The following is a 19,465-nucleotide window of genomic DNA, read 5'->3' on the forward strand; positions in this document are numbered from 1 at the left end:
CATCAGACCTCAGGACGCCACCTTCCGTCGCGCTTCCGAACCTGCGGAGCGGGTTAATTCCATATGCGATTGAAGGCTCACTCGACCTCGGCCGCATCACCGGCGTCGCCGAAGGCGGACCAGCCGCCATCCACCGGCACGATCGCTCCGGTGAGGTAGGACGCACGTGGTCCGGCAAGGAACGCGATAGCCTCGGCGATCTCCGCAGGATCGCCCAGCCGGCCCAGCGGAACCCGGCGGCGAACAGGGCGCAGCGACCGCTTGCCCTCTGCCTCCAGCGCGGAAACGCCGGGCGTCGCGATATAGCCGGGGGCAACGGCATTCACCCGCACGCCGCACGCCGCCCATTCGCAGGCCAGGGAACGCGTCATCGCTTCCACCCCGGCCTTCGCGCCGCAATAGGCATTGCGCCGGGGCAAGCCTCCGCGCGCTGCTATCGAGGACATGTTGACGATTGCGCCGCCACCATTGCGGGCCATCACCCTCGCCGCGGCCCGCGCCAACCGGAAGGGCGCCATGAGGTTTACGGCAAGGCTAAGGTCGAACGCAGCCAGCGTCTGGTCTACCGTGGGCAGGAAATCGTCGGCGATCGCAGCGTTGTTGACCAGTACGTCGATGCGCTCGTGACTTTCGGCAATCCCGGCGATCGCGGACTCCACGGCTTCGCCGTCCGTAATGTCGAGCACATGGCCCACGCGCCCGGACGGCAGCGCGGCAACAGCGCTCTCGTCACGGTCCAGCACGATGACCCGGGCGCCTTCGGCTTCGAAGCGATCCGCCGTCGCGGCGCCGATGCCCCTCGCGCCCCCTGTAATGACGACCACGCGCTGCGAAGGCGGGTCAGCTTGCGGTGCAGGACCGGTCGCTGCGGCATCGGAACCGCCGTAGACGCCGTAACCGCCATCGGCGACCACGCTTGCGCCGGTGACATAGCGATTTCCCGCCAGCCAGTAGACCGCCTCGCCGATCTCCTCCGGCATGGCCATGCGGCCCAGCGGCACCCGCCGCGCCACCGCCGAGGTATCGACTTTGCCTTCCGCCACCAGAGAGGCGACGATCTCGGTCTCGACATAGCCCGGGAGCACCGCGTTGACGCGCACGCCGCCATGCGCCCACTCGCACGCCAGCGCCCGGGTGAAGCCCAGCAATGCCGACTTCGACATGGCATAGGCAGCGCGCCCGGGGATCGTCAGAAACGCGATCAGAGAAGAGAGATTGATGATGCAACCCTCTCCCTGCCGCAACATGGCCCGGCCCGCTTCACGCGCGGCGAGATAGCTTCCGGTCAGGTTGACCCGCAGGAGGCGCTCGGCAGTTGCCATGTCGATATCAAGCGCGGACCGGCCTTCCGGATCGACGATCCCGGCATTGTTGACCAATACGTCCACCCGGCCATGCCGCGCGAGAACCGCCGAGATTCCCGCAACGATGCTGCTCTCCTCCGCCATATCCATGACCAGGGCGGAATGCGGCGCCCCCAGTGCCCGCGCCGCCTTAGATACGGCGCCTTCGTCCCGGTCCGCCAGCACCACGATATCCCCGCGCGAGGCGAAAAGGCGGGCCGTGGCAAGGCCGATCCCGGCTCCTGCGCCCGTGATGACGATGATCCTCGATGGCAATGGCATCTGCGCGTTCTCCCATGGCTTCCGGTCTCGGGCCGGCTTCGTGGTACGGTCGTGAAATAAGGGCCAAGCATTTGCCGGAGACGCCCTCAATCGCGGGTGCCGTCCGCTGCCGCCTATCACCTATGCGATAAGCCGCCCTGCCCTGCGCCCCGCTTTGGCCGCGCCCACGCCGGCCATTAAGCGCCGGGGGAAAGGACGGAGAAGATCATGTCGGAAAGACTTTCAGGACGGGTAGCTCTCGTAACCGGCGCCTCGCGCGGTTTGGGACGGGCTATCGCCGAACTCTACGCTGCGCAGGGAGCTGCGGTTGCCGTGCTCGATCTCAAGGAGCACTGGGCGCAGACGGTGGTGGACGGGATTGTCGCACGCGGCGGACGCGGCATCGCGGTCGGCTGTGACGTATCGGATCGAGAGGCGGTACAAGCCGCCGTCAGCCGCACCGTGAACGAGCTGGGCGGACTCGACGTGGTGGTGAGCAGCGCGATGTGGAACCGCTATGAACCGATAGCCGATATCGCTCCCGAGACACTGGCCCGCATGTCCGGCGTCGGCTTCGACGGGATCGTCTGGATTATCCAGGCTGCCGCGCCGCACATGAGCGCGAAGGGAGCCTCCATCATCAACATTGCCTCGGTCTCGGCGCTCAAGGGCATGAAGAACGCGTTGCTCTACTGCGGCATCAAGGCGGGCGTCGGCGGATTGACGCGTGCCGCTGCGGTCGAGCTGGGTGCCCAAGGCATCCGGGTGAACGCCATCGCGCCTGCCACCGTGGCGACCGAAGGGGTCAAGTCGATGCTGGATGCAGAGGCGCTGGCCGAACGCGCCGCGCGCATTCCGCTCGGACGACTGGGCGAAGTGGAGGATATCGCCAATACCGCACTGTGGCTGGCATCCGAGGAATCCGCCTTCGTCAACGGACAGATGATTACCGTGGACGGTGGCCTGGCCAACGGCATTCTATGACGCGAAATGGGGCGGCTTGGGCCGCCCCGCACCATCAGAGCCAGTCGGCCTCCACCGCAAACAGGTCCGACGAAGCCGTGCAAGGCGTGAGCCATGCGGCGATGCGCGGTATCTCGCAATCGAAGAAATACCGGCAGGCCGCCAGTGTGCCGCACTGCAGACGCGGCGAGGCCGCGCGCGCGGCTATCGCAAGATCCAGCCATACCCATCCGACAACGCCGTGCCCGAATGCATGGAGAAACGGCGCGCCCGAGCCAGGGCCTGCTCCTGCGGCATCGTGCGCAGCACATCGAGCGCCGCCTCGATCGCATGCCATGCCGCCGACAGCGCATCGCCCATCGCCGCCAGTTCGGGCAGCCACCGAGCATTTCTGGCGGTTGCGGCGATGCGGGCCGTCAGCACCGCCGCGCCTTCTCCGCCGCGCAGCAGTTTTCGGCCAAGCAGGTCAAGCGCCTGGATGCCGGTCGTTCCTTCGTGGATCGGGTTCAGGCGATTGTCGCGATAGAGTTGCTCGACATCGAAATCCCGCGTGTAGCCGTAGCCACCATGGACCTGCATGGCGAGGGCATTGGCCTCCAGCCCGAACTCCGACGAAAAGGTCTTCACGACGGGTGTCAGCAGGGCGAGCAGGGCCGCACTTTCGGGATCGTGTTCCTCGTCCACCAGGCGGGCGGCAAACAGGCAGAGGGCCAGCGCGCCTTCGGCATAGCTCTTCTGGGCCAGCAACATCCGTCGCACGTCGGCATGCGCGATGATGGGAACCGTGCCTGTTGACCCGCTGCCCTGCACGCGTCCCTGCAGACGCTCCTGCGCATAGCCCAGCGCATGGCCGAAGCCCCGGCACGCGATGGCCGCCGCCCCCAGTCCGACAGATATGCGCGCCTCGTTCATCATCATGAACATCTGGCGCAGGCCCTGCCCCTCCTCGCCGACCAGCCAGCCGGCCGCACCTTCCTGTTCGCCGAATGCCAGCAGGCAATTCGGGATCGCCCGATAGCCCATCTTGTGATTGAGCCCCGCCACCGCAATCTCGTTACGCGAACCATCGGGAAGCACGCGCGGGACGATAAACAGCGACAGGCCGCCCGTTCCATCCGGCAAGGAGCCGTCCTCCCGCGCGACCTTCGCAAGCACGAGATGGACGATGTTGTCCGCGGCATCGTGCTCACCGCCGGAAATCCACATCTTCGAGCCCGTCAGGCGGTAGCGGCGGCCGAGGCCGGCTTCGCCGTGGAATTCGGCGCGGGTCCGCACCGCGCCGAGATCGGACCCCGCCTGCGGTTCTGACAGGCACATCGTGCCGAACCATCGGCCCTCGATCTGCGGCCGGGCAAAGGCTTCGACCTGTGCGGGGCTGCCGAACGATGCGATCAGCCGCGCGTTGGCCACAGTCAGCATTGCATAGGACGATGTGGCGATGTTGGCGGCGGCGAACCAGGCAAAGGATGCGCTCGCGGCCAAGAACGGCAGGCCGAGACCTCCAAGGTGCTCCGGGAAACCGGCGGAGAAGAAGCCGAGCCGGGCATATTCCCCCAAGGCTGCGGCAACCTGCGGGTGAATCTGCACGCCGTCCGGTCCGAACCGGGGTTCTTCGGCGTCTCCTTCCTTGAAGTGCGGCAGGAACATGTCCCGCGCGACCTCTTCCGAAAGGTCGATCACCGCATCCACCGTTTCACGACCATGTGCCGCGAAGCGCGGCTGCGCCAGCACTTCGCCGATATCCAGCCAATCATGCAGCAGGAAATCGAGGAACTCGCGGTCGAGCAGACGACTGCTCATCGCGAGAGCAGCACCAACGCATCAAGCGGAACCACGCCTTCACCCACTGGCATGACCCTGATAGGATTGATATCGACCCCGGCAAGCCGGTCCTGGTTGGCAGCGGCAAACCGCGAAAGCGCCGCCAGCGTTTCCGCCAGAGCGTCGATATCGGACGGCGGCGCGCCGCGAACCCCTTGCAACACCTTGCCGGCATTGGTTTCGGCAATCATCCGCCTCGCCTCATCCGCGGAAAACGGCACGGCACGGAACGAAACATCCTTGAGCACTTCGACGAGGATACCGCCCAGACCGAACATGACGACCGGACCGAGCGTCGGGTCCAGGCTGACACCGGCAATCACTTCCACGCCGCCCGCAACCATCGGCGCCACCAGAACGCCCTCTATCCGCGCTCCCGGCACGGCTGCCCTTGCCCTTTCGATCAACAGGCCGGTAGCCTCGCGAACGGCGGCTTCGTCCTTCACGTTCACCGCCACACCGCCGACTTCGGTCTTGTGCGCGATGTCGGGCGAACAGATCTTGAGCACGACGGGAAAACCGATCGCCCGCGCCGCGATCACGGCGTCGTCCGCATCGCCGGCCAGCCGTTCATCGGGGAATGTCATCCCGGCTGCCGCCAGCACCCGCTTGGCGCCATGTTCGGAGAGCGCGCCGCTGGCTTCTACTGGCGAGGGCAGCGGGGGAACAGGCTCTGCATGGCTGGCCGCCCGGGCAAAACTCCGCCGGAAGTGCACAAGCGCTCCCAGCGCGCGGGTTAGCGCCGCGCTGTCCTCGAACACGAGGAAACCACGCTCCTCATAACGGTGTACGACATCCTGCGGGGCCGACATGGTGACGGCCTTGATGATCCCGTCATGCCCCGTTGCCGCTGCATCCAGCGCTTCGGCCAGGCGCGCCGAATAGGACGGCAGAGCCGGCGCGGTGCCGAGAACGGCCACGAAGATATCGTAGCCGCCCTGCTCCATCACCGTGCGGATGTAACGGGTCATCAGCGGCAAGTCGGTCATCGCCTGCGCCGTCGCATCGATGGGATTTACCGGCGAGGCATAGGGCAGCAAGGCCTTCAGCTCCGCCTGTGCGGCCTCGGGCATGGGGGTCACGGCAAGGCCCGCCTCATCCGCGTCGTCCGCCATCTGGATACCCAGCCCGCCCGACATCGAAAAGATGCCCAGCTTGTCGCCTTCCGGCACCCCGGCCCGGGCAAGGGCATAGGCAACATCGATCTGCTCTGCAGTGCTGCGGGCACGGTGGGCGCCGAACTGGCGGCAGATTGCATCGAAGACCGCGTCCGACCCCGCCAGAGCAGCGGTATGGCTGCCCACGGCATGAGCGCCGACTTCCGAACGACCGACCTTGACCAGCACCACGCCGATGCCGCGCCGACGCGCCACATCCAGCGCCTCGAAGAACAGGGCGCGGTTCCGCACGCCCTCGGCATAGGCCATGACCACTTTCACGCCCTCGCGGTCCACCACCCAGCGCAGGGCTTCCGCCATGTCCACGTCGCACTCGTTCCCGGTGGTGATCCAGTGCCTGATGCCCAGCCCGCGAGACCGCGCAAGCTGCGCGATATGCGAACCATAGGCGCCGCTCTGCGAAACGATGGCAACCGGGCCCGGCTCCAGGAAACCGTCATCGAGCATGACGGAAAAGGTGCCGTAATAACCGATCGAGGAATCGGCCGCGCCAAGACAGTTCGGACCCAGCAGCCGCAGCCCCCGCGCCCGCGCTATGTCCACTATCCGCGCCTGCTCGGCCCGCCCTTCTTCGCCCATTTCGGCAAATCCCGCCGCGAAGACGATCGCCGCCTTCACGCCTGCCGCCACGCAATCTTCCACCGCCTGCCGCGTGGCAGCGGCCGGAACGGCCAGCAGGGCAAGGTCCGGCGCTTCCGGCAAGGCCGAAAGCGAAGCGTAGGCCGGCTCGCCCTGCACCGTTTCGCGCTTGGGATTGACGGGATAGACCGGGCCGGAGAACCCGCTCGCGCGGAGGTACTTGAGCGGCCGCCCGCCGATACGCGCGGCATCGTCGGACGCGCCGACCAGTGCGATCGAACGCGGCGCGAAAAGCGCGTCGAGCCCGCCGCGCGATGCGCCGATGGCTGCCGGTTGTTCAGGCTGGGACAGGGTGGCTTGGCCGCTGGTCGTCACGATCACCTCTTCCGATGGTTCAGGCTTTTTCACGCAAGAGCCGTGGCACGGGGCCGGCACGCCCGATACCGATCGGCCGGCGGGGACGCATGTTTCATATCCGTGATATGGCTGGGCGATCCGTGCAGACGCGGGACGATATGCATCGCCCCACTTCCCCTGTTTCCCATTTGTGATAGCGACCGCGCGGCGCCGCTGAAATCGATATCAGCCTTGTGATAATCCCCCTCGAAACCCGGCTCCGAATTGAACAGGACGCCATCAGCAAGGATGCCTTGGGCGTCTGAAACGGAGGCGGCACCCGCAACAACGGGCCGCACGAGACAAAAAAGAACATGAAGGCGCGACGCGCCGGGATTTTGGGAGGATCGCTGAGTGAACATCTCCAGGACCATCAAGGCTGGGCTCTTGGCAACGAGCGCCGGGCTCGTGCTGTGCCACGCCTCTGCCGCGCTGGCGCAAGACGCCGCGCCGCAGGCGGACACGGCGCAGGAATCGAACAACGGCGGCCTTGATACCATCGTCGTTACCGCCACCAAGCGGGGCCAGGCATCCAACGTGCAGGACGTCCCCTTCGCGGTCACCGCGTTCGGCGCGGCGCAGCTTGAGGAACAGCACTTCCAGACGTTCCAGAGCCTCAGCTACTCGATGCCGAACGTCCAGCTCAGCCAGATCGGCACCACCCCCGGCTACGCCAACTTCTCGATCCGCGGCCTGGGCATCAACAGCTCGATCCCCTCGATCGACCCCACTGTCGGCGTGTTCATCGACGGCGTCTACCTCGGCGTGAGCGCGGGCGTCGTCTTCGGCAACTTCGATATCGAAGGGCTTGAAGTGCTACGCGGCCCGCAGGGACTGCTGTTCGGTCGCAACGTCACCGGCGGCGCCGTGGTCGTGCGCACCACCGTTCCCAAGGATCACTTCGCCGCCGACTTCAAGGCCTCGGTTTCGTCAGGGCCGGAATACAAGGTCAGCGGGACGATCACCGGCCCGATCGTGCAGGACAAGATCTCGGCCAAGCTCGCCGTCTACTATGACAAGGACGAGGGCTACTTCCACAACGATTTCAACGGCAACGACCACCTCGGCAAGAACCGCACCCTCATCGTACGTCCGGCCCTGCGCTTCACGCCGATCGACGGGTTCGAAAGCATCTTCCGTTACGAATACGGCAAATATGACGGCGATGGCGCCGTGGCGACCAACCATGGGCTCTACCCGGTCAAGAGCTTCCGCGTGAACCTCGACGAAGAAGGCTTCGCGCACAACTACTGGCACATGGCCTCGAACGAAACGAACATCGATACCGATTTCGGCAACGGCAAAATCACCAACATCATGGCCTACCGCGAGTACAACTCGAACGTGGCCAACGATATCGACGCTTCACCGGTGCACAGTTTCCATTCGGGTAACACCACGCACCAGAAACAGATGAGCGACGAGCTTCGCTATGCCGGAACTTTCGGCAGAGTGGACGTAACGACCGGACTTTATTTCTTCACCCAGCGCATCGCCTACATCGAACAGCGCACGCTTTCGGGCGGCACGCGCACCCTTTCGGGCGGCGGCATCCAGAACCAGGATACCTACGGCGCATTCGGCGCGGTGGACTGGCACTTCACCGACAGCCTGACGCTGAACCTCGGCGCCCGCTATTCCAGCGAGACCAAGTCCGTGAAGGTCGCCAACCTCACCGCGACGGGCTGCGATTACGAAGCGCAGACCTGCGACTTCACCTTCCACGGAAAGAACACCTGGAAGGGCCTGACGCCGCGTGTGGGCCTGCAATGGCAGCCTGATCCCGAAACCCAGGTCTATGCCTTCTGGGCCAAGGGTTTCCGCAGCGGCGGCTACAACTTCCGCAACGTCAACCCGGCCGTCGATCCGGGACCGTTCGATGACGAAGTGCAGAACTCCTACGAAATCGGCATGAAGAAGGATATCGGCGGCATCCTGCGCGTGAACGTTGCCGGTTTCTGGAACAAGATCGACGGCGTCCAGCGCGAAATCCAGACCCCGGTTCTGGGCAGCGGCACGGCGCAGATCATCACCAACTCGGCCAATGCCCGCATCCGCGGCGTGGAAGGCGAAGTGACGCTGCGCCCGGGCGCCGGTTTCACCCTGAGCGGCCAGTTCGGCTATACCGAAGGCAAATACACCAAGATCATCTACGACCTGAACAACGACGGCGTCATCAACGACGTCGACTACGGGCTGAAGCTGCCGCGTCTCGCACCGTGGACTTATGGCGGCACGCTGGCATGGAGCCATGATTTCGACCAGTTCGGCGTCGATGCCCGCGTCAGCGCCAACCACCGCGATGCCGACTGGTACAACGACGCCAACACCGGCCTGCTGCGCGGCGCCACCATGGTCGATGCCAACCTGACCTTGCGCCATGGCGGTTACAGCATCTCCGCCTATGCCACCAATCTGCTGAACGAGGCGACTTACGGCACCGAGGCCCCGTTGCCGTTCTTCGCCGGATCGACCTTCGCCCCGCTCAACAAGGGCCGCGTCTACGGCATCGAACTGGCCGCGAAGTTCTAGGCAATCCGGAACTTCCCAATCCACTTGGAGACTGTCCGGGAGAGCATCTCTCCGCACATCCCGGACAGTGCCTGAGGGGCCGCGGGCACCAACCCACCTTTTATGCCCGCCGGTCCTCTTTTTGCTGCCCCCCTGACCCGCAATCGGCACTGGCGCGAGTGCGCAGCACTTCTTGCGCCAGACTTAAACATACCATAGGGGGGTATCCTATGGCTCACCTCACTGAAAACAACGACGCGCTCGTCATGCGCGTCCGCCGCCTCATCGGGCAGCTCCAGGCCGTCGAGCGTGCGCTCGTCGGCGGGGAAGACTGCGCGAAGACGCTTCACCTGGCCGCAGCAGTACGCGGCGCGATCAATGGTCTCATCGACGAACTGATCGCCGATCATGTGAAGGCGCACGTCGCAGCCCCGGACCTGACGCAGGACGAACGAGAAGAAGGCGCGGAAGCCCTGATCGCGGCGATCCGCCGCTATGCCAAGTAGAAGGCGCTGCGCCATGGCCACTCACTTCGACCTCGATCGCTTCGCACACGACCATGACTTCCTCGGCGCCTCTCATGACGAGAACGCGCGGCGAACCCTGTGGGTCGTCCTGCTCACTGCCCTGATGATGGTGGGTGAAATCGTCGCTGGCTACCTGACCGGCTCCATGGCCCTGCTGGCGGACGGTTTCCACATGGCCACTCATGCCGGCGCGCTGAGTGTCGCCGCCATTGCCTACCGCTATGCCCGGCGGAATACACGCAATCCGGCTTTCAGCTTCGGCACCGGCAAGGTCGGCGATCTTGCCGGGTTCGCCTCGGCGCTCGTGCTCGCGCTCATCGCGCTTGGTATAGGCGTGGAATCGTTCCTGCGTCTGTTCCGCCCGATCACGGTGGCATTCGGCGAGGCAACCGTTATCGCGGTGATCGGCCTGGCCGTGAACATCGTCAGCGCCCTGCTGCTATCCGGCCATCATCATCACGATCACCATGGACACCACGAGCATGGCCACCACGGCCATAGTGGTCATGGGCACCATGGGCATGGCGACAACAACCTGCGTTCGGCCTATGTCCACGTTCTTGCCGATGCGCTCACTTCGGTTCTGGCGATCGCGGCGCTGCTGGCCGGACGCTACCTCGGCTGGATCTGGCTCGACCCGGTCATGGGCATCGTCGGCGGCGTGGTCATCGCGCGCTGGGCCTGGACGCTCATGAAGGAGACCGCCTTCGTCCTGCTGGACCGCACCGACACGCACGTCGCCGAAGAAGTTCGCGAGGTCGTGGAAGGGCCGGGAGATGCCCGCATCACCGACCTCCACGTCTGGCGGATCGGTCCGGAGGCCCATGCGGCGATCATCGGCGTCGCCGCCCACGATTCCGCCGTGGACACCGCCGAACTGCGCCGACGGCTCATCCCGGTCCACGAACTTCGCCACGTCACCATAGAGCGGCATTGACTGCCGCCGGGGATCACGGGCGCAGCACCCATCCTCCGTCGACATGGATGGTCTGCCCCGTGATCCACTGGCCCGCCTGCGAACAGAGCAGCAGCGCGGTGCCGACCAGTTCGTCCGGCTCTCCGCGCGGACGCAGCGCGCAGGTCATCTTGAGGAACTGGATGAAAGGGGAATCGTCCGGCACCAGCATCTTTCCGGCATCGGACATGACATTGCCCGGCGCGATGGCGTTGCAGGTCACGTTATCCTTGCCGAACTGCTTGGCAAGCGTGGTGGTGAGCCCCACCAGCGCCAGTTTCGAGATACCGTAAAGCCCGGTTGCCGGGAATGCCCCGCCCGACGTCTGGTTGACGATACGCCCGCCCCCGCGCGCGCGCATGGAAGGCAGGACAGCCCTTGCACAGAGCAGTGCGCCGTTGAGGTTCACGGCAAAGGCCCGGTTCCAGGCATCGAGGCTGATCGTCTCGCAATTGTCGTAGCTGACATCGACCATGAGCGCGGCGTTGTTGATGAGGATATCGATCCCGCCAAAGGCTTCGCTCGCTGCAGCGGCCATGGCCAGGGTCGTTTCCTCGCTGGCAACATCCACCTGCACGGCCAGCGCCCTTCCGCCCGCGGCGACGATTTCGTCCGCAACGGCCTGAGCGCCTTCCCGATTGAGATCGGCCACCACCACGGCCGCGCCTGCATCGGCAAGTCCCAGTGCATAGGCCCTGCCGATCGAATTGCCGCGCCCGCCCGCTCCGGTGACGACAGCGACTTTTCCGTCAAGACGGAACTGGTCGAGAGTGAAGCTCATGGATGGGTCTCCGTAAGGTCAGCGCCGATCGCGGCGGAAAGGAAAGGTTCGGCAGCAATGCGAAGCGCCTCGGCGCCCGCGGCCTCGGGAAGCGTGGCCTTGAGCAATTTCACGTCCTTCACCAGCAAGGGCGCGCCGTGGGAGAAGGCCTGCGGTGACGGCAGCCTGGCATAGACCTCGAAACCGAAACTGCGGCCGCTGCTGGCCTTGACCAGTTCGCGTAATGCCGCGCCTTCGAGCCCCAGTTCCGCACCTGCCTGCATCGCGGCATGGGCAAGCCCCATGTTCGCGGCCATCAGCGCGTTGTTGACGATCTTTGCCCGCTGGCCCGCACCTGCTGCGCCAAGGAGGACGATCATCCCGCCGAACGTCTCGAACACGGGCCGCGCCGCCGCGAAGTCGTCAGCCTGACCGCCGCACATCACCGTCAGCGTGCCGGCTGATGCCCCCGCGCCGCCGCCGCTGACAGGAGCGTCCAGGAAGGCGATACCCTTCGCCGCGCACCGCGGCGCAAGCCGCTGGCAGTTCTCAGGCAGGATCGTGGAATGGACCACGATGCGGCTACCCGGCCGCATCGCCGCCAGCAGTTCCTCGACGATGGCGGCCACACCGTCATCGTCGACCACGCAGATGCCGACGTGATCGCAAGCCGCGCCAAGCTCCGCGATGGTCGCCGCCGCCCGCGCTCCTGCGTCCACGAATGGCTGAAGCGCCTCGGGACGCCGCGCCCAGACGGTGAGCGGATAGCCCGCCGCCGCGATGCGCTCGGCCATGGGGCCACCTTGGCTGCCTAGCCCGATGAAGCCGATGCTCTCCTTCGCGCTCATCCCGCAGTGATCCCGGCGTCGATCGAGATGCAATTGCCATGATAGCCGCGCCCGGCAGGCGAGGCGAGCAACGCCACCATGTCGGCCACATCGTCCACCTCCACCGTCCCGCGCATTCCGGAGAAGCGCTTGAGCAGTTCGATGTCGCAGCCTTCGGGCGGCTTGTAGTTGACGGCGATGTTCGTGATCATCCCGCCCGGCGCCACCGCGTTGATGCGGATGGGCTTGCGCATGTACTCCATCGCCATGGCCTTGGTCATGTTCACGAGACCTGCCTTGGTGGCGCAATAGGCCGCGGCATAAGCCTCACCGATGAATGATGCGCAGGACGCTACGTTGACGATCGCGCCGTTCGCTTCCAGCAGATGCGGGATCGCCGCCTGTGAAAGCATGAAGGGTGCCGTCAGGTTGACCGCCATGGTGCGGTGCCACAGTTCCTCGGCCATCTCGTGCGAATGGGCGAGATAGATGAGCCCCGCCACGTTGCAGAGGGCATCGAGCCGACCGAAGCGTGCCGTTGCCGCCGCAACGGATCCCTTGCAGGCGGCCGGGTCCGAAAGGTCGGCGGCATGGACCAGCACTTGCGCGCCGCTATCGGCCAGGGCGCCTTCGGTCTCTGCCAGCCCTTCCGCATTCACATCCACGATGCAGAGCGCGGCTCCGGCCTGCGCCAGCTTCAGCGCCACCGCACGGCCGAGACCCGATGCGGCACCGGTAACTAGGGCCACTTTGCCCGTCATGTCGATTGCAATGGTCATGTCGGTTTCCTTCGCCTCACCCGTTCCAGGGCAGGCCTTTCTCGAACTTGGCGGCCATCTCGAAGACCACGCCCTGAACCACCGAGGCTTTCGGCCATCCCGCGTGGACCGCATATTGCAGCACGAATTCATGGAGTTCGGCCGGCGTGCAGTTCCCACTCGCCATGGCGGCATGGAAATGGCTGCCGATCGGCACGACCGCGGCGGAATCCGCAACGCCGACGAGCGTGAGGAAACGGCGCGAACGCTGGTCCAGCCCTGGTCGGCACCACATCTCGCCGAACACGAAGTTGAGGATGCCGTGTTGCAGGTACGGCATTCCGTTGCCCACGCGCGGGCCGTCGAACGTCATGACTTCGCGGAAGGCGGCAAAGCCCTGTTCCATGCGTGTCTGCGGATCCCACGGTTCGCCGCGGATCGGTGCCCAGGGCGCCGGGTCGAGGCCCAGTTCCGCCTCCACGCGCGTGATCGCGGCATCGAGATCGCCGCCCTTGTCCCACCCGGCATAGACCGCCACGTGCAGCGCCGCTTCCCGCAATTCGGCCAAGGTCAGGTCGCCAGTCGTCAAAGCGCCCCTTACATAGCCGTCAAGCGCATCGCGCGGGCCATTGCTTCCGGCCGACGAAGCCATCGAGATCAGGAAGCGCGCGCGCCGATCCAGCCCCGGACGCGACCAGATTTCCGCATATATGAAGTCGCGCCAGCTTTCCTGCAGCAGGCTTGCAGGCTGGGCTGCCGCCCTGCCGGTCACTTCCGACTGGACCGCGATGCCGCGCGAGGTCCGCTCACCCGGATCGAGCAGGCTCACGAGTTCACCTCCGGGGCAGCCATGCTCATCCAGACGTTTTTCGGCTGGAGGAATTCGTGAAGGCCCTCCACCCCGCCGAGCCGCCCATGACCGCTCTTCTTGAAGCCGCCGAAGGGACAATTTGGCTGCATCGCCTCCCCGGAGCCGTTGACATGGATCATGCCGGACTGAAGTTCCCGCGTGACGTGGTGTGCGCGGCGCAGGTTCTGCGTATGGACATAGGCGCCGAGGCCATATTCGGTGCCGTTGGCCAGGGCGATGGCTTCTTCCTCGGTATCGAACGGCGTGGCCACCAGCACGGGGCCGAACACCTCGTTCTGCGCGATTTCACAATCGTTGGCGACGTCGGCGATGACCGTTACCGGCAGGAAGAACCCGTCCGCGAATTCGCCGCCAAGCCGCTCGCCCCCGGCCACCACTCGGCCGCCATCAGCAACGCCGCGATCGATCATGCCCTTGATCCGTTCCAGGGCGCCCCCGCTGATGACCGGGCCGAGCACAGTGGCCGCATCGAAAGGATCACCGCTCTTCACATGACCGGCCATGGCAGCCAAGATCTGCAGATACTGGTCGTAGACCCCGCGCTGGACGAGCAGGCGCGTTCCGTTCACGCAGCCCTGACCGTTGGAGGAAACGGCGCCGGTCAGGCCCTTCTTGGCCGCCAGCATCAGGTCGGCATCGTCGAAAACGATCACCGCGGACTTGCCGCCAAGCTCCAGCCCCACGGGCTTGAGCGATTGCGCTGCCGTGGTCAGCACCTTTTTCGCGGTGGCGCCGGAACCGATGAATTCGATCTTGTCGATACCCGGATGCGCGACCATCGCTTCCCCGACATCCGCCGCACCGGTCACGAGGTTGACGACGCCTTCGGGAAGACCGGCCTCGTGGAGGATCTCGACCAGTTTCATCACGCTGTAGGGAGCAAGGTCGGGCGCCTTCAGAACGATGCAGTTGCCCGCCGCCAATGCGGGCGCCATCACCATCGTTGCGGCGAACAGCGGGCCGTTCCAGGGGACGATGATGCCGACCACGCCATAAGGCTCATAAGCGACGTGATCGTGCGCGGGCGCGCCCCACATCGGGATCGTTCGCCCGTGGATCTTGTCGCACCAGCCACCGAAGTAGCGGAACTTCTGTGCAGCGTCGTAGCCCATGTAAGGCGCCGTCATCGCGACCGAACCGTTTTCGGATATAAGGCTCGGCGCAAAATCGGCGGACCGGGCCTCGAACAGCGCGGCGATGCGGAACATGAGATCGCGGCGCTTGTCCCCTGGCATCGCCCGCCAAGCGGGAAAGGCCTTGCGGGCAGCCACGACCGCGCGGTCCACGTCATCGGCGTTGGCCATGCGGATTTCCCGCGTGACCTTGCCGGTGGCCGGATAGACATGCGCCAGCATTTCGCCGCCGCCTTGCTCTTCATGCCGCCCACCGATGATCAGCGGATGACGCGGCAGTGCGTCAATGGATGGATTCCTGAAAGCCATGGCATTCGCTCCCTGGCCGGCAGGTGCTCCGGCCCTGTGTTATACCGCATTCGGTCTTGTTGCCGAATATAACGGGCATGTTTTGATTCTATCAAGCCGATCCGCCGCAAGATCGCCCTTGCGAAATCATAATAATATGCTCATTTTTACAGGATGACATCGACAGAGGCTGAACGGGCAACCGGCCGCAAGAGCGGCGAAAAGCGCCAGGTGGTGCGAAATACGGCAGAATGCCTGCGCAACCGGATATTTTCCCTTCCGCCCGGAGAGCAGATCGGCTCGCTCCCGGAGCTTGCCCGGGAGTTCGGCGTGGGCATCGTCACCGTTCAGCAGGCGGCGCGAATTCTCGAGCACGAGGGCCTGCTCGAAGTGAAACGCGGACCCGGCGGGGGCTACTACGGCAGGAGGCCGGGCCGGGCCGACCTTGAAAGAGTGCTCAGCGCCTATGTGAGAAGCGAAAAATCCTCCTGGCGGGAAGTGCTCGACATAACCTCGCTCCTGTTCAACCGCCTCTGCGCGGCATCGGCGCGCTGCAGCGATCAGCCGCTTCGAGACGAACTGCGCAAGGTCAGGCAACATATCGCGCAATGCGCCGATGACGCCCAGCTCGGGCCGCTTGAATCCGGGTTGCAGGAAACCCTGTTTCGCATGGTCGATCAGCCCTTGTTCGAACTGCTTACCCGCGTGGCGCTTGAAACCTCCCGCAACACCCACCCCGATGGACCGATGCAGGGGATGTTCGGGCTGGACCAGTGGAAGGCGGGACGGTTGAAGATCATCGATGCCATCCTGGAGCAGGACCCGGCGCTTGCGCGGTTCGAGGCGGATCGACAGAACCGGCAGACCCTTGTCGCGCTCTACGGGCTCGAGACATCTGATCTGGTGAGACCATCCGCCCACTTTGCCGCGCGGCCTCCGGCGGCTAGGGCATGGCGATGCAATACCGACTACTTCTCGACGGCCGGCTGAAACAGGGCGCTGCCGCAATGGACGTGCTCAATCCCGCAACCGGCGAGGTGATCGCGGCAAGCGGATGCGCCGATGCGGCGCAGGCGGAGGAAGCCGTCGCCGCCGCGCTGCGCGCCTTTCCCGGCTGGCGCGCACGCTCGCAGGACGAGCGCGCCGCCTGCCTCGAAGCGATGGCACAGGCTCTGGCAGCCCGGAGCGAGGAATTCGCGCGCTGCTGACGCAGGAACAGGGCAAGACGCTGGCCGAGGCACGCGGCGAGGTTGAAGGGTCCATCGCCGCGCTGCACTACCATGCCGGGCTGCGACTGGAGCCGGTGGTTCTCAAGGAAAACCCTTCCGAGAGAGTGGTCGAGCAGCGCTATCCGCTCGGCGTCGTCGTTGCGATCGTGCCGTGGAACTATCCGCTGCTGCTGCTCATGCTCAAGCTCGCTCCGGCGCTGCTCGCGGGCAATTGCGTTATCGCCAAACCCGCACCCACAACGCCGATTACGACGCTGCGCTTCGGCGAACTCGTCACCGACCTGCTTCCGCCAGGCACGTTCCAGACGCTGGGCGACCGCGGCGACCTTGGACCGGTGCTGACGGCACATCCCGATGTGGCTCATGTCAGCTTCACCGGTTCCACCGCAACCGGGCGCAAGGTACTTGCCAGCGCCGCGGGCACGCTCAAACGCTTCACGCTCGAACTGGGCGGCAACGACGCGGCGATCGTGCTGGACGATGCGGATATAGCCTCGGTTGCGCCACAGCTTTTTGCCGGTGCCACGGCCAATGCCGGTCAGATCTGTCTCGGCATCAAACGCATCTACGTCCACCGCGACAAGGCCGATGCGCTTTGCGAGGCGCTGGTCGAACTGGCGCGTGCCGCCGTCATCGGCAATGGTCTGTCGGAAGACACCACACTGGGCCCGGTTCAGAACGCGGCCCAGCATGCCCGCCTGGGCAGCCTGCTGGAGGAAAGCCGAATGCTCGGCCAGATCCTCTGCGGCGGCATGCTTCCGGACGGCCCGGGCTGGTTCGTGCCGCCCACCGTGGTGCGAGGGCTGCCGGACGATGCAAGGCTCGTGCGCGAAGAACAATTCGGTCCGCTGATCCCGGTCATGGCCTATGACAGCCTTGACGAGGCCATCGGGCGCGCCAACGCCAGCGAATACGGGCTCGGCGCCTCAGTCTGGAGCGGCGACGTGACGCGCGGGATGGCCGTGGCGGAGCGGATCGACAGCGGCCTCGTCTGGGTGAACCGGGTGTTCGACCTGCCCTTCGAAGTCCCCCTTGGCGGCGCCCGGCAATCGGGCATGGGCCGCCATCAGGGACTTGCGGGTGTGGAGGAATTCACGCAGGCCCGCATCGTCAACGCTGCACTCCAGGTCATCGCTGAGAGGTCGTAATGTCGGATATCCTCCTTTTCTCCTACGGAACTCTCCGCCAGCACGAGGTCCAACTGGCGCTGTTCGGCAGGCTGGTGGAAGGCGAACCGGATGCGATACCGGGCTGGCGCCAGCGGATGATCGAGATCACCGACCCCGAAGTCATCGCCAAGAGCGGTACCCGCTGGCACCCCATGGTCGAACAGAGCACCGATCCCCAGGATGCCGTCGAAGGCACCCTGTTCCGCCTGTCCGAGGCCGATATCGCCGCCGCCGATGCCTATGAGGTCGATTACATCCGCAAGGAAGTGCGCCTGAAGTCAGGCACGCTCGCCTATATCTACGGGGACCCGGCGGAATGATCGTCCGCCCTAAGCCGGGACTTCGCGAGGTTGCCTTCGCGGTGCACGGCTCCATCCTGCCCCGCATTCTCGGCCGTTTGTTCTCGATCGCGGCGATCGGCGTGGTCGCAGTGCTGGCCGCAAGGTCGCATCCCGGCCTGTTCGCCCAGATCAGCGCGATCCCCTTCACCCTGATCGGTATCGCGCTTTCCATCTTCATGAGCTTTCGCAACAACGCCTGCTATGACCGCTGGTGGGAAGGAAGAAAGCTCTGGGGCTCGCTGGTCATCGCCTGCCGGTCCTTCGCCCGCCGCATCGCCACGCTGGACGAGGCAGACCGGCAGTTCCTGCTGAAGGGCTGCATCGGCTTCGCCGCCGGTCTCGCCGCCCGCCTGCGCAGCGGCGAGGAAGTGGCTGCGATAGCCGGCCCTTGCGGCCGGGGCACATGGAACGATGCCGTCAACCCGACGGACGCATTGCTGGTCCAGATGGGCCGCCGCTGCCTCGACCTCATGCAGCAGGAGCGGATCGGAGCGATCCACCATTCGCTGATCGAGGAACAGCTTCATCTCATGGCGCAGGTCCAGGCAGGCTGCGAGCGTATCGCGCAGACGCCGGTGCCCTTCAGCTATTCGCTGCTGCTGCACCGCACCGCCTATATCTTCTGCCTGGCCCTGCCTTTCGCTCTGGCCGGATCGCTGGGCTGGTGGACGCTGCTGCCGGTGCTGCTGGTCAGCTACACATTCTTCGGGCTCGACGCATTGGGGGACGAACTGGAAGATCCCTTCGGCCTCGAACCCAACGATCTCCCGCTCGACGCGATGGCCCGCACGATCGAGCGCGAGATGTTAAGTGCGCTGGGCGAAACCGACCTGCCCGCACCGGTCGCGGCGCGGGAGCACCGCCTCAGTTGATCGGTCAGCAGGTGAAGAAGCGGTTGAGCCCCAGCGCCTTGAGCCCGCGCCGATACGTCATCGAACTCATGTCGGCCGGAATATGCGCCTCCTCCGCCGGATCGAGGGGCAGCCATTCAGGCATCTGCGCCTCGACGATGGCCTTGTCCTCCTCGAAGATGCGCAAGTTGAAATCATAGACGTCCTGCACCGGCAGGTCGGTGTCGAAATTCCGGCCATCGGCGCGAAGAGGCGCGTCACCCTGGCGGAAACCGGCGAAGCCGCATTCATGATGACAAGCCGGTCCTTGCCCGGAAAGTGGATTTCCAGCGTTGCCGTGAACGGCAGATGGCAGCGGAAATGACGCAGCCAGTTGAAGCCCGGCACGCCGCGCTGCGACACGCCGATCGGATAGTTCCCCACGCTGCTCCAGTATTCCGCCTCGAACCCGTAATCCGTGCGCCGGGGCGTATAAGTGGGCACTTCGGCATTGTCGGGATCGGCGAAGGTCGCATGGTGGACGAAAGCGAAGTGAGCGACATCGAGGAAGCCTTCGAGCTGACGGCCAGCAAAGACCCAATGACTGCCGGGAGCCATTTTGGCTCCGATCTGCGTTGCTCGCCTGGGGGTCAGAGCAAAGGAGATAGTCGATGGCAAAAGGTACCAAATACATCGGGCTGGACGTGCATAAGGAAACTGTCGCG

At 65.2% G+C, this 19,465-nt stretch carries 18 protein-coding genes and 2 pseudogenes; 9 read left to right on the top strand and 11 right to left on the bottom strand.

Annotation, left to right across the window (positions count from 1 at the left end; genetic code table 11):
- Nucleotides 1–77: 77 nt before the first annotated feature.
- Nucleotides 78–1,625, bottom strand: coding sequence for an SDR family oxidoreductase (locus ADT71_RS27840; RefSeq protein WP_054441959.1), 1,548 nt, complete (start codon nt 1,623–1,625; stop codon nt 78–80).
- A 207-nt stretch (nt 1,626–1,832) separates the two neighbouring features.
- Here ADT71_RS27840 and ADT71_RS27845 point away from each other — a divergent pair, with 207 nt between their 5' ends.
- Nucleotides 1,833–2,588 carry an SDR family NAD(P)-dependent oxidoreductase gene (locus ADT71_RS27845; protein ID WP_054441960.1) on the top strand — a complete coding sequence of 252 codons (756 nt, stop codon included), beginning with the start codon at nt 1,833–1,835 and terminating at the stop codon, nt 2,586–2,588.
- Nucleotides 2,589–2,622: 34 nt separating this feature from the next.
- Here ADT71_RS27845 and ADT71_RS34690 read toward each other — a convergent pair whose 3' ends face one another.
- The 3 genes from ADT71_RS34690 to ADT71_RS27855 are packed head-to-tail and all read right to left on the bottom strand — an operon-like array spanning nt 2,623 to nt 6,553.
- Nucleotides 2,623–2,787 (bottom strand): hypothetical protein, encoded by a 165-nt coding sequence (locus ADT71_RS34690; protein WP_231636278.1) that lies wholly within the window; start codon nt 2,785–2,787, stop codon nt 2,623–2,625.
- Complete coding sequence (locus tag ADT71_RS27850; RefSeq protein WP_231636265.1) at nt 2,772–4,367, bottom strand: acyl-CoA dehydrogenase family protein; 1,596 nt, start codon at nt 4,365–4,367, stop codon at nt 2,772–2,774. Before ADT71_RS27850 ends, ADT71_RS34690 begins: the two co-directional genes overlap by 16 nt.
- Nucleotides 4,364–6,553: an acetate--CoA ligase family protein gene (locus tag ADT71_RS27855; protein WP_231636266.1), complete on the bottom strand. Its 2,190-nt coding sequence runs from the start codon at nt 6,551–6,553 to the stop codon at nt 4,364–4,366. Before ADT71_RS27855 ends, ADT71_RS27850 begins: the two co-directional genes overlap by 4 nt.
- 342 nt (nt 6,554–6,895) lie before the next feature.
- Here ADT71_RS27855 and ADT71_RS27860 point away from each other — a divergent pair, with 342 nt between their 5' ends.
- The 3 genes from ADT71_RS27860 (at nt 6,896) to dmeF (ending at nt 10,516) form a co-directional block, all read left to right on the top strand.
- The gene (locus ADT71_RS27860) at nt 6,896–9,073 is read left to right on the top strand and encodes a TonB-dependent receptor (protein ID WP_231636267.1); all 2,178 of its coding nucleotides are present in this window, start codon (nt 6,896–6,898) and stop codon (nt 9,071–9,073) included.
- Nucleotides 9,074–9,282: 209 nt separating this feature from the next.
- Nucleotides 9,283–9,558, top strand: a complete 276-nt coding sequence (locus tag ADT71_RS27865) for a metal/formaldehyde-sensitive transcriptional repressor (RefSeq protein WP_054441961.1) — start codon at nt 9,283–9,285, stop codon at nt 9,556–9,558.
- A 13-nt stretch (nt 9,559–9,571) separates the two neighbouring features.
- On the top strand, nt 9,572–10,516 hold the full coding sequence (dmeF, locus tag ADT71_RS27870; protein ID WP_054441962.1) for a CDF family Co(II)/Ni(II) efflux transporter DmeF: 945 nt from the start codon (nt 9,572–9,574) through the stop codon (nt 10,514–10,516).
- A gap of 13 nt (nt 10,517–10,529) precedes the next feature.
- Here the strand turns inward: dmeF and ADT71_RS27875 are convergent, their stop codons facing one another.
- From ADT71_RS27875 to ADT71_RS27895, 5 genes are read right to left on the bottom strand one after another with little or no spacing between them, the layout of a single operon-like run.
- Entirely contained in the window at nt 10,530–11,315 is a 786-nt protein-coding gene (locus ADT71_RS27875) for an SDR family oxidoreductase (protein ID WP_054441963.1), read from the bottom strand.
- Nucleotides 11,312–12,142, bottom strand: coding sequence for an NAD(P)-dependent oxidoreductase (locus ADT71_RS27880; protein ID WP_054441964.1), 831 nt, complete (start codon nt 12,140–12,142; stop codon nt 11,312–11,314). Before ADT71_RS27880 ends, ADT71_RS27875 begins: the two co-directional genes overlap by 4 nt.
- Nucleotides 12,139–12,900: an SDR family NAD(P)-dependent oxidoreductase gene (locus tag ADT71_RS27885; protein ID WP_054441965.1), complete on the bottom strand. Its 762-nt coding sequence runs from the start codon at nt 12,898–12,900 to the stop codon at nt 12,139–12,141. The genes ADT71_RS27880 and ADT71_RS27885 overlap by 4 nt, the downstream gene beginning before the upstream one ends.
- Before the next feature lie 16 nt (nt 12,901–12,916).
- Nucleotides 12,917–13,708: a carboxymuconolactone decarboxylase family protein gene (locus ADT71_RS27890; protein ID WP_054441966.1), complete on the bottom strand. Its 792-nt coding sequence runs from the start codon at nt 13,706–13,708 to the stop codon at nt 12,917–12,919.
- Nucleotides 13,705–15,192: an aldehyde dehydrogenase gene (locus tag ADT71_RS27895; protein ID WP_054441967.1), complete on the bottom strand. Its 1,488-nt coding sequence runs from the start codon at nt 15,190–15,192 to the stop codon at nt 13,705–13,707. Before ADT71_RS27895 ends, ADT71_RS27890 begins: the two co-directional genes overlap by 4 nt.
- A 213-nt stretch (nt 15,193–15,405) precedes the next feature.
- Between ADT71_RS27895 and ADT71_RS27900 the strand changes: the two genes are divergently transcribed.
- The 4 genes and pseudogenes from ADT71_RS27900 to ADT71_RS27915 all read left to right on the top strand — a co-directional run bounded on the left by ADT71_RS27900 (nt 15,406) and on the right by ADT71_RS27915 (nt 18,782).
- Nucleotides 15,406–16,161 carry a GntR family transcriptional regulator gene (locus ADT71_RS27900; RefSeq protein WP_369818350.1) on the top strand — a complete coding sequence of 252 codons (756 nt, stop codon included), beginning with the start codon at nt 15,406–15,408 and terminating at the stop codon, nt 16,159–16,161.
- A pseudogene (locus ADT71_RS27905) lies at nt 16,122–17,548 on the top strand (aldehyde dehydrogenase family protein). Before ADT71_RS27900 ends, ADT71_RS27905 begins: the two are co-directional and overlap by 40 nt.
- The gene (locus ADT71_RS27910) at nt 17,548–17,889 is read left to right on the top strand and encodes a gamma-glutamylcyclotransferase family protein (protein WP_054441968.1); all 342 of its coding nucleotides are present in this window, start codon (nt 17,548–17,550) and stop codon (nt 17,887–17,889) included. Before ADT71_RS27905 ends, ADT71_RS27910 begins: the two are co-directional and overlap by 1 nt.
- Nucleotides 17,886–18,782: a bestrophin family protein gene (locus tag ADT71_RS27915; protein WP_054441969.1), complete on the top strand. Its 897-nt coding sequence runs from the start codon at nt 17,886–17,888 to the stop codon at nt 18,780–18,782. Before ADT71_RS27910 ends, ADT71_RS27915 begins: the two co-directional genes overlap by 4 nt.
- A gap of 4 nt (nt 18,783–18,786) precedes the next feature.
- Here ADT71_RS27915 and ADT71_RS35300 read toward each other — a convergent pair whose 3' ends face one another.
- Nucleotides 18,787–18,972: a hypothetical protein gene (locus ADT71_RS35300; RefSeq protein ID WP_304437755.1), complete on the bottom strand. Its 186-nt coding sequence runs from the start codon at nt 18,970–18,972 to the stop codon at nt 18,787–18,789.
- Between the two features lie 86 nt (nt 18,973–19,058).
- Nucleotides 19,059–19,358: pseudogene (locus ADT71_RS36105) on the bottom strand ((2Fe-2S)-binding protein); the annotation flags it as partial.
- Between ADT71_RS36105 and ADT71_RS34695 the strand changes: the two are divergent.
- The coding region (locus tag ADT71_RS34695; protein ID WP_231636280.1) for a hypothetical protein at nt 19,275–19,465 on the top strand (191 nt) is incomplete at its 3' end. The pseudogene ADT71_RS36105 and the gene ADT71_RS34695 overlap by 84 nt on opposite strands.

The sequence above is a fragment of the Novosphingobium sp. ST904 genome, from assembly GCF_001298105.1.
In the GTDB taxonomy this organism is placed as follows: Bacteria; Pseudomonadota; Alphaproteobacteria; order Sphingomonadales; family Sphingomonadaceae; genus Novosphingobium.

What these genes read in the sequence shown, in the direction of transcription:
- ADT71_RS27910 (WP_054441968.1), top strand. Translation starts at nt 17,548, where the DNA reads ATGTCGGATATCCTCCTTTTCTCCTACGGAACTCTCCGCCAGCACGAG.
- ADT71_RS27865 (WP_054441961.1), top strand. Translation starts at nt 9,283, where the DNA reads ATGGCTCACCTCACTGAAAACAACGACGCGCTCGTCATGCGCGTCCGC.
- ADT71_RS27840 (WP_054441959.1), bottom strand. Translation starts at nt 1,625, where the DNA reads ATGCCATTGCCATCGAGGATCATCGTCATCACGGGCGCAGGAGCCGGG.
- ADT71_RS27845 (WP_054441960.1), top strand. Translation starts at nt 1,833, where the DNA reads ATGTCGGAAAGACTTTCAGGACGGGTAGCTCTCGTAACCGGCGCCTCG.
- ADT71_RS27875 (WP_054441963.1), bottom strand. Translation starts at nt 11,315, where the DNA reads ATGAGCTTCACTCTCGACCAGTTCCGTCTTGACGGAAAAGTCGCTGTC.
- ADT71_RS27915 (WP_054441969.1), top strand. Translation starts at nt 17,886, where the DNA reads ATGATCGTCCGCCCTAAGCCGGGACTTCGCGAGGTTGCCTTCGCGGTG.
- ADT71_RS27850 (WP_231636265.1), bottom strand. Translation starts at nt 4,367, where the DNA reads ATGAGCAGTCGTCTGCTCGACCGCGAGTTCCTCGATTTCCTGCTGCAT.
- ADT71_RS27895 (WP_054441967.1), bottom strand. Translation starts at nt 15,192, where the DNA reads ATGGCTTTCAGGAATCCATCCATTGACGCACTGCCGCGTCATCCGCTG.
- dmeF (WP_054441962.1), top strand. Translation starts at nt 9,572, where the DNA reads ATGGCCACTCACTTCGACCTCGATCGCTTCGCACACGACCATGACTTC.
- ADT71_RS27885 (WP_054441965.1), bottom strand. Translation starts at nt 12,900, where the DNA reads ATGACCATTGCAATCGACATGACGGGCAAAGTGGCCCTAGTTACCGGT.
- ADT71_RS27880 (WP_054441964.1), bottom strand. Translation starts at nt 12,142, where the DNA reads ATGAGCGCGAAGGAGAGCATCGGCTTCATCGGGCTAGGCAGCCAAGGT.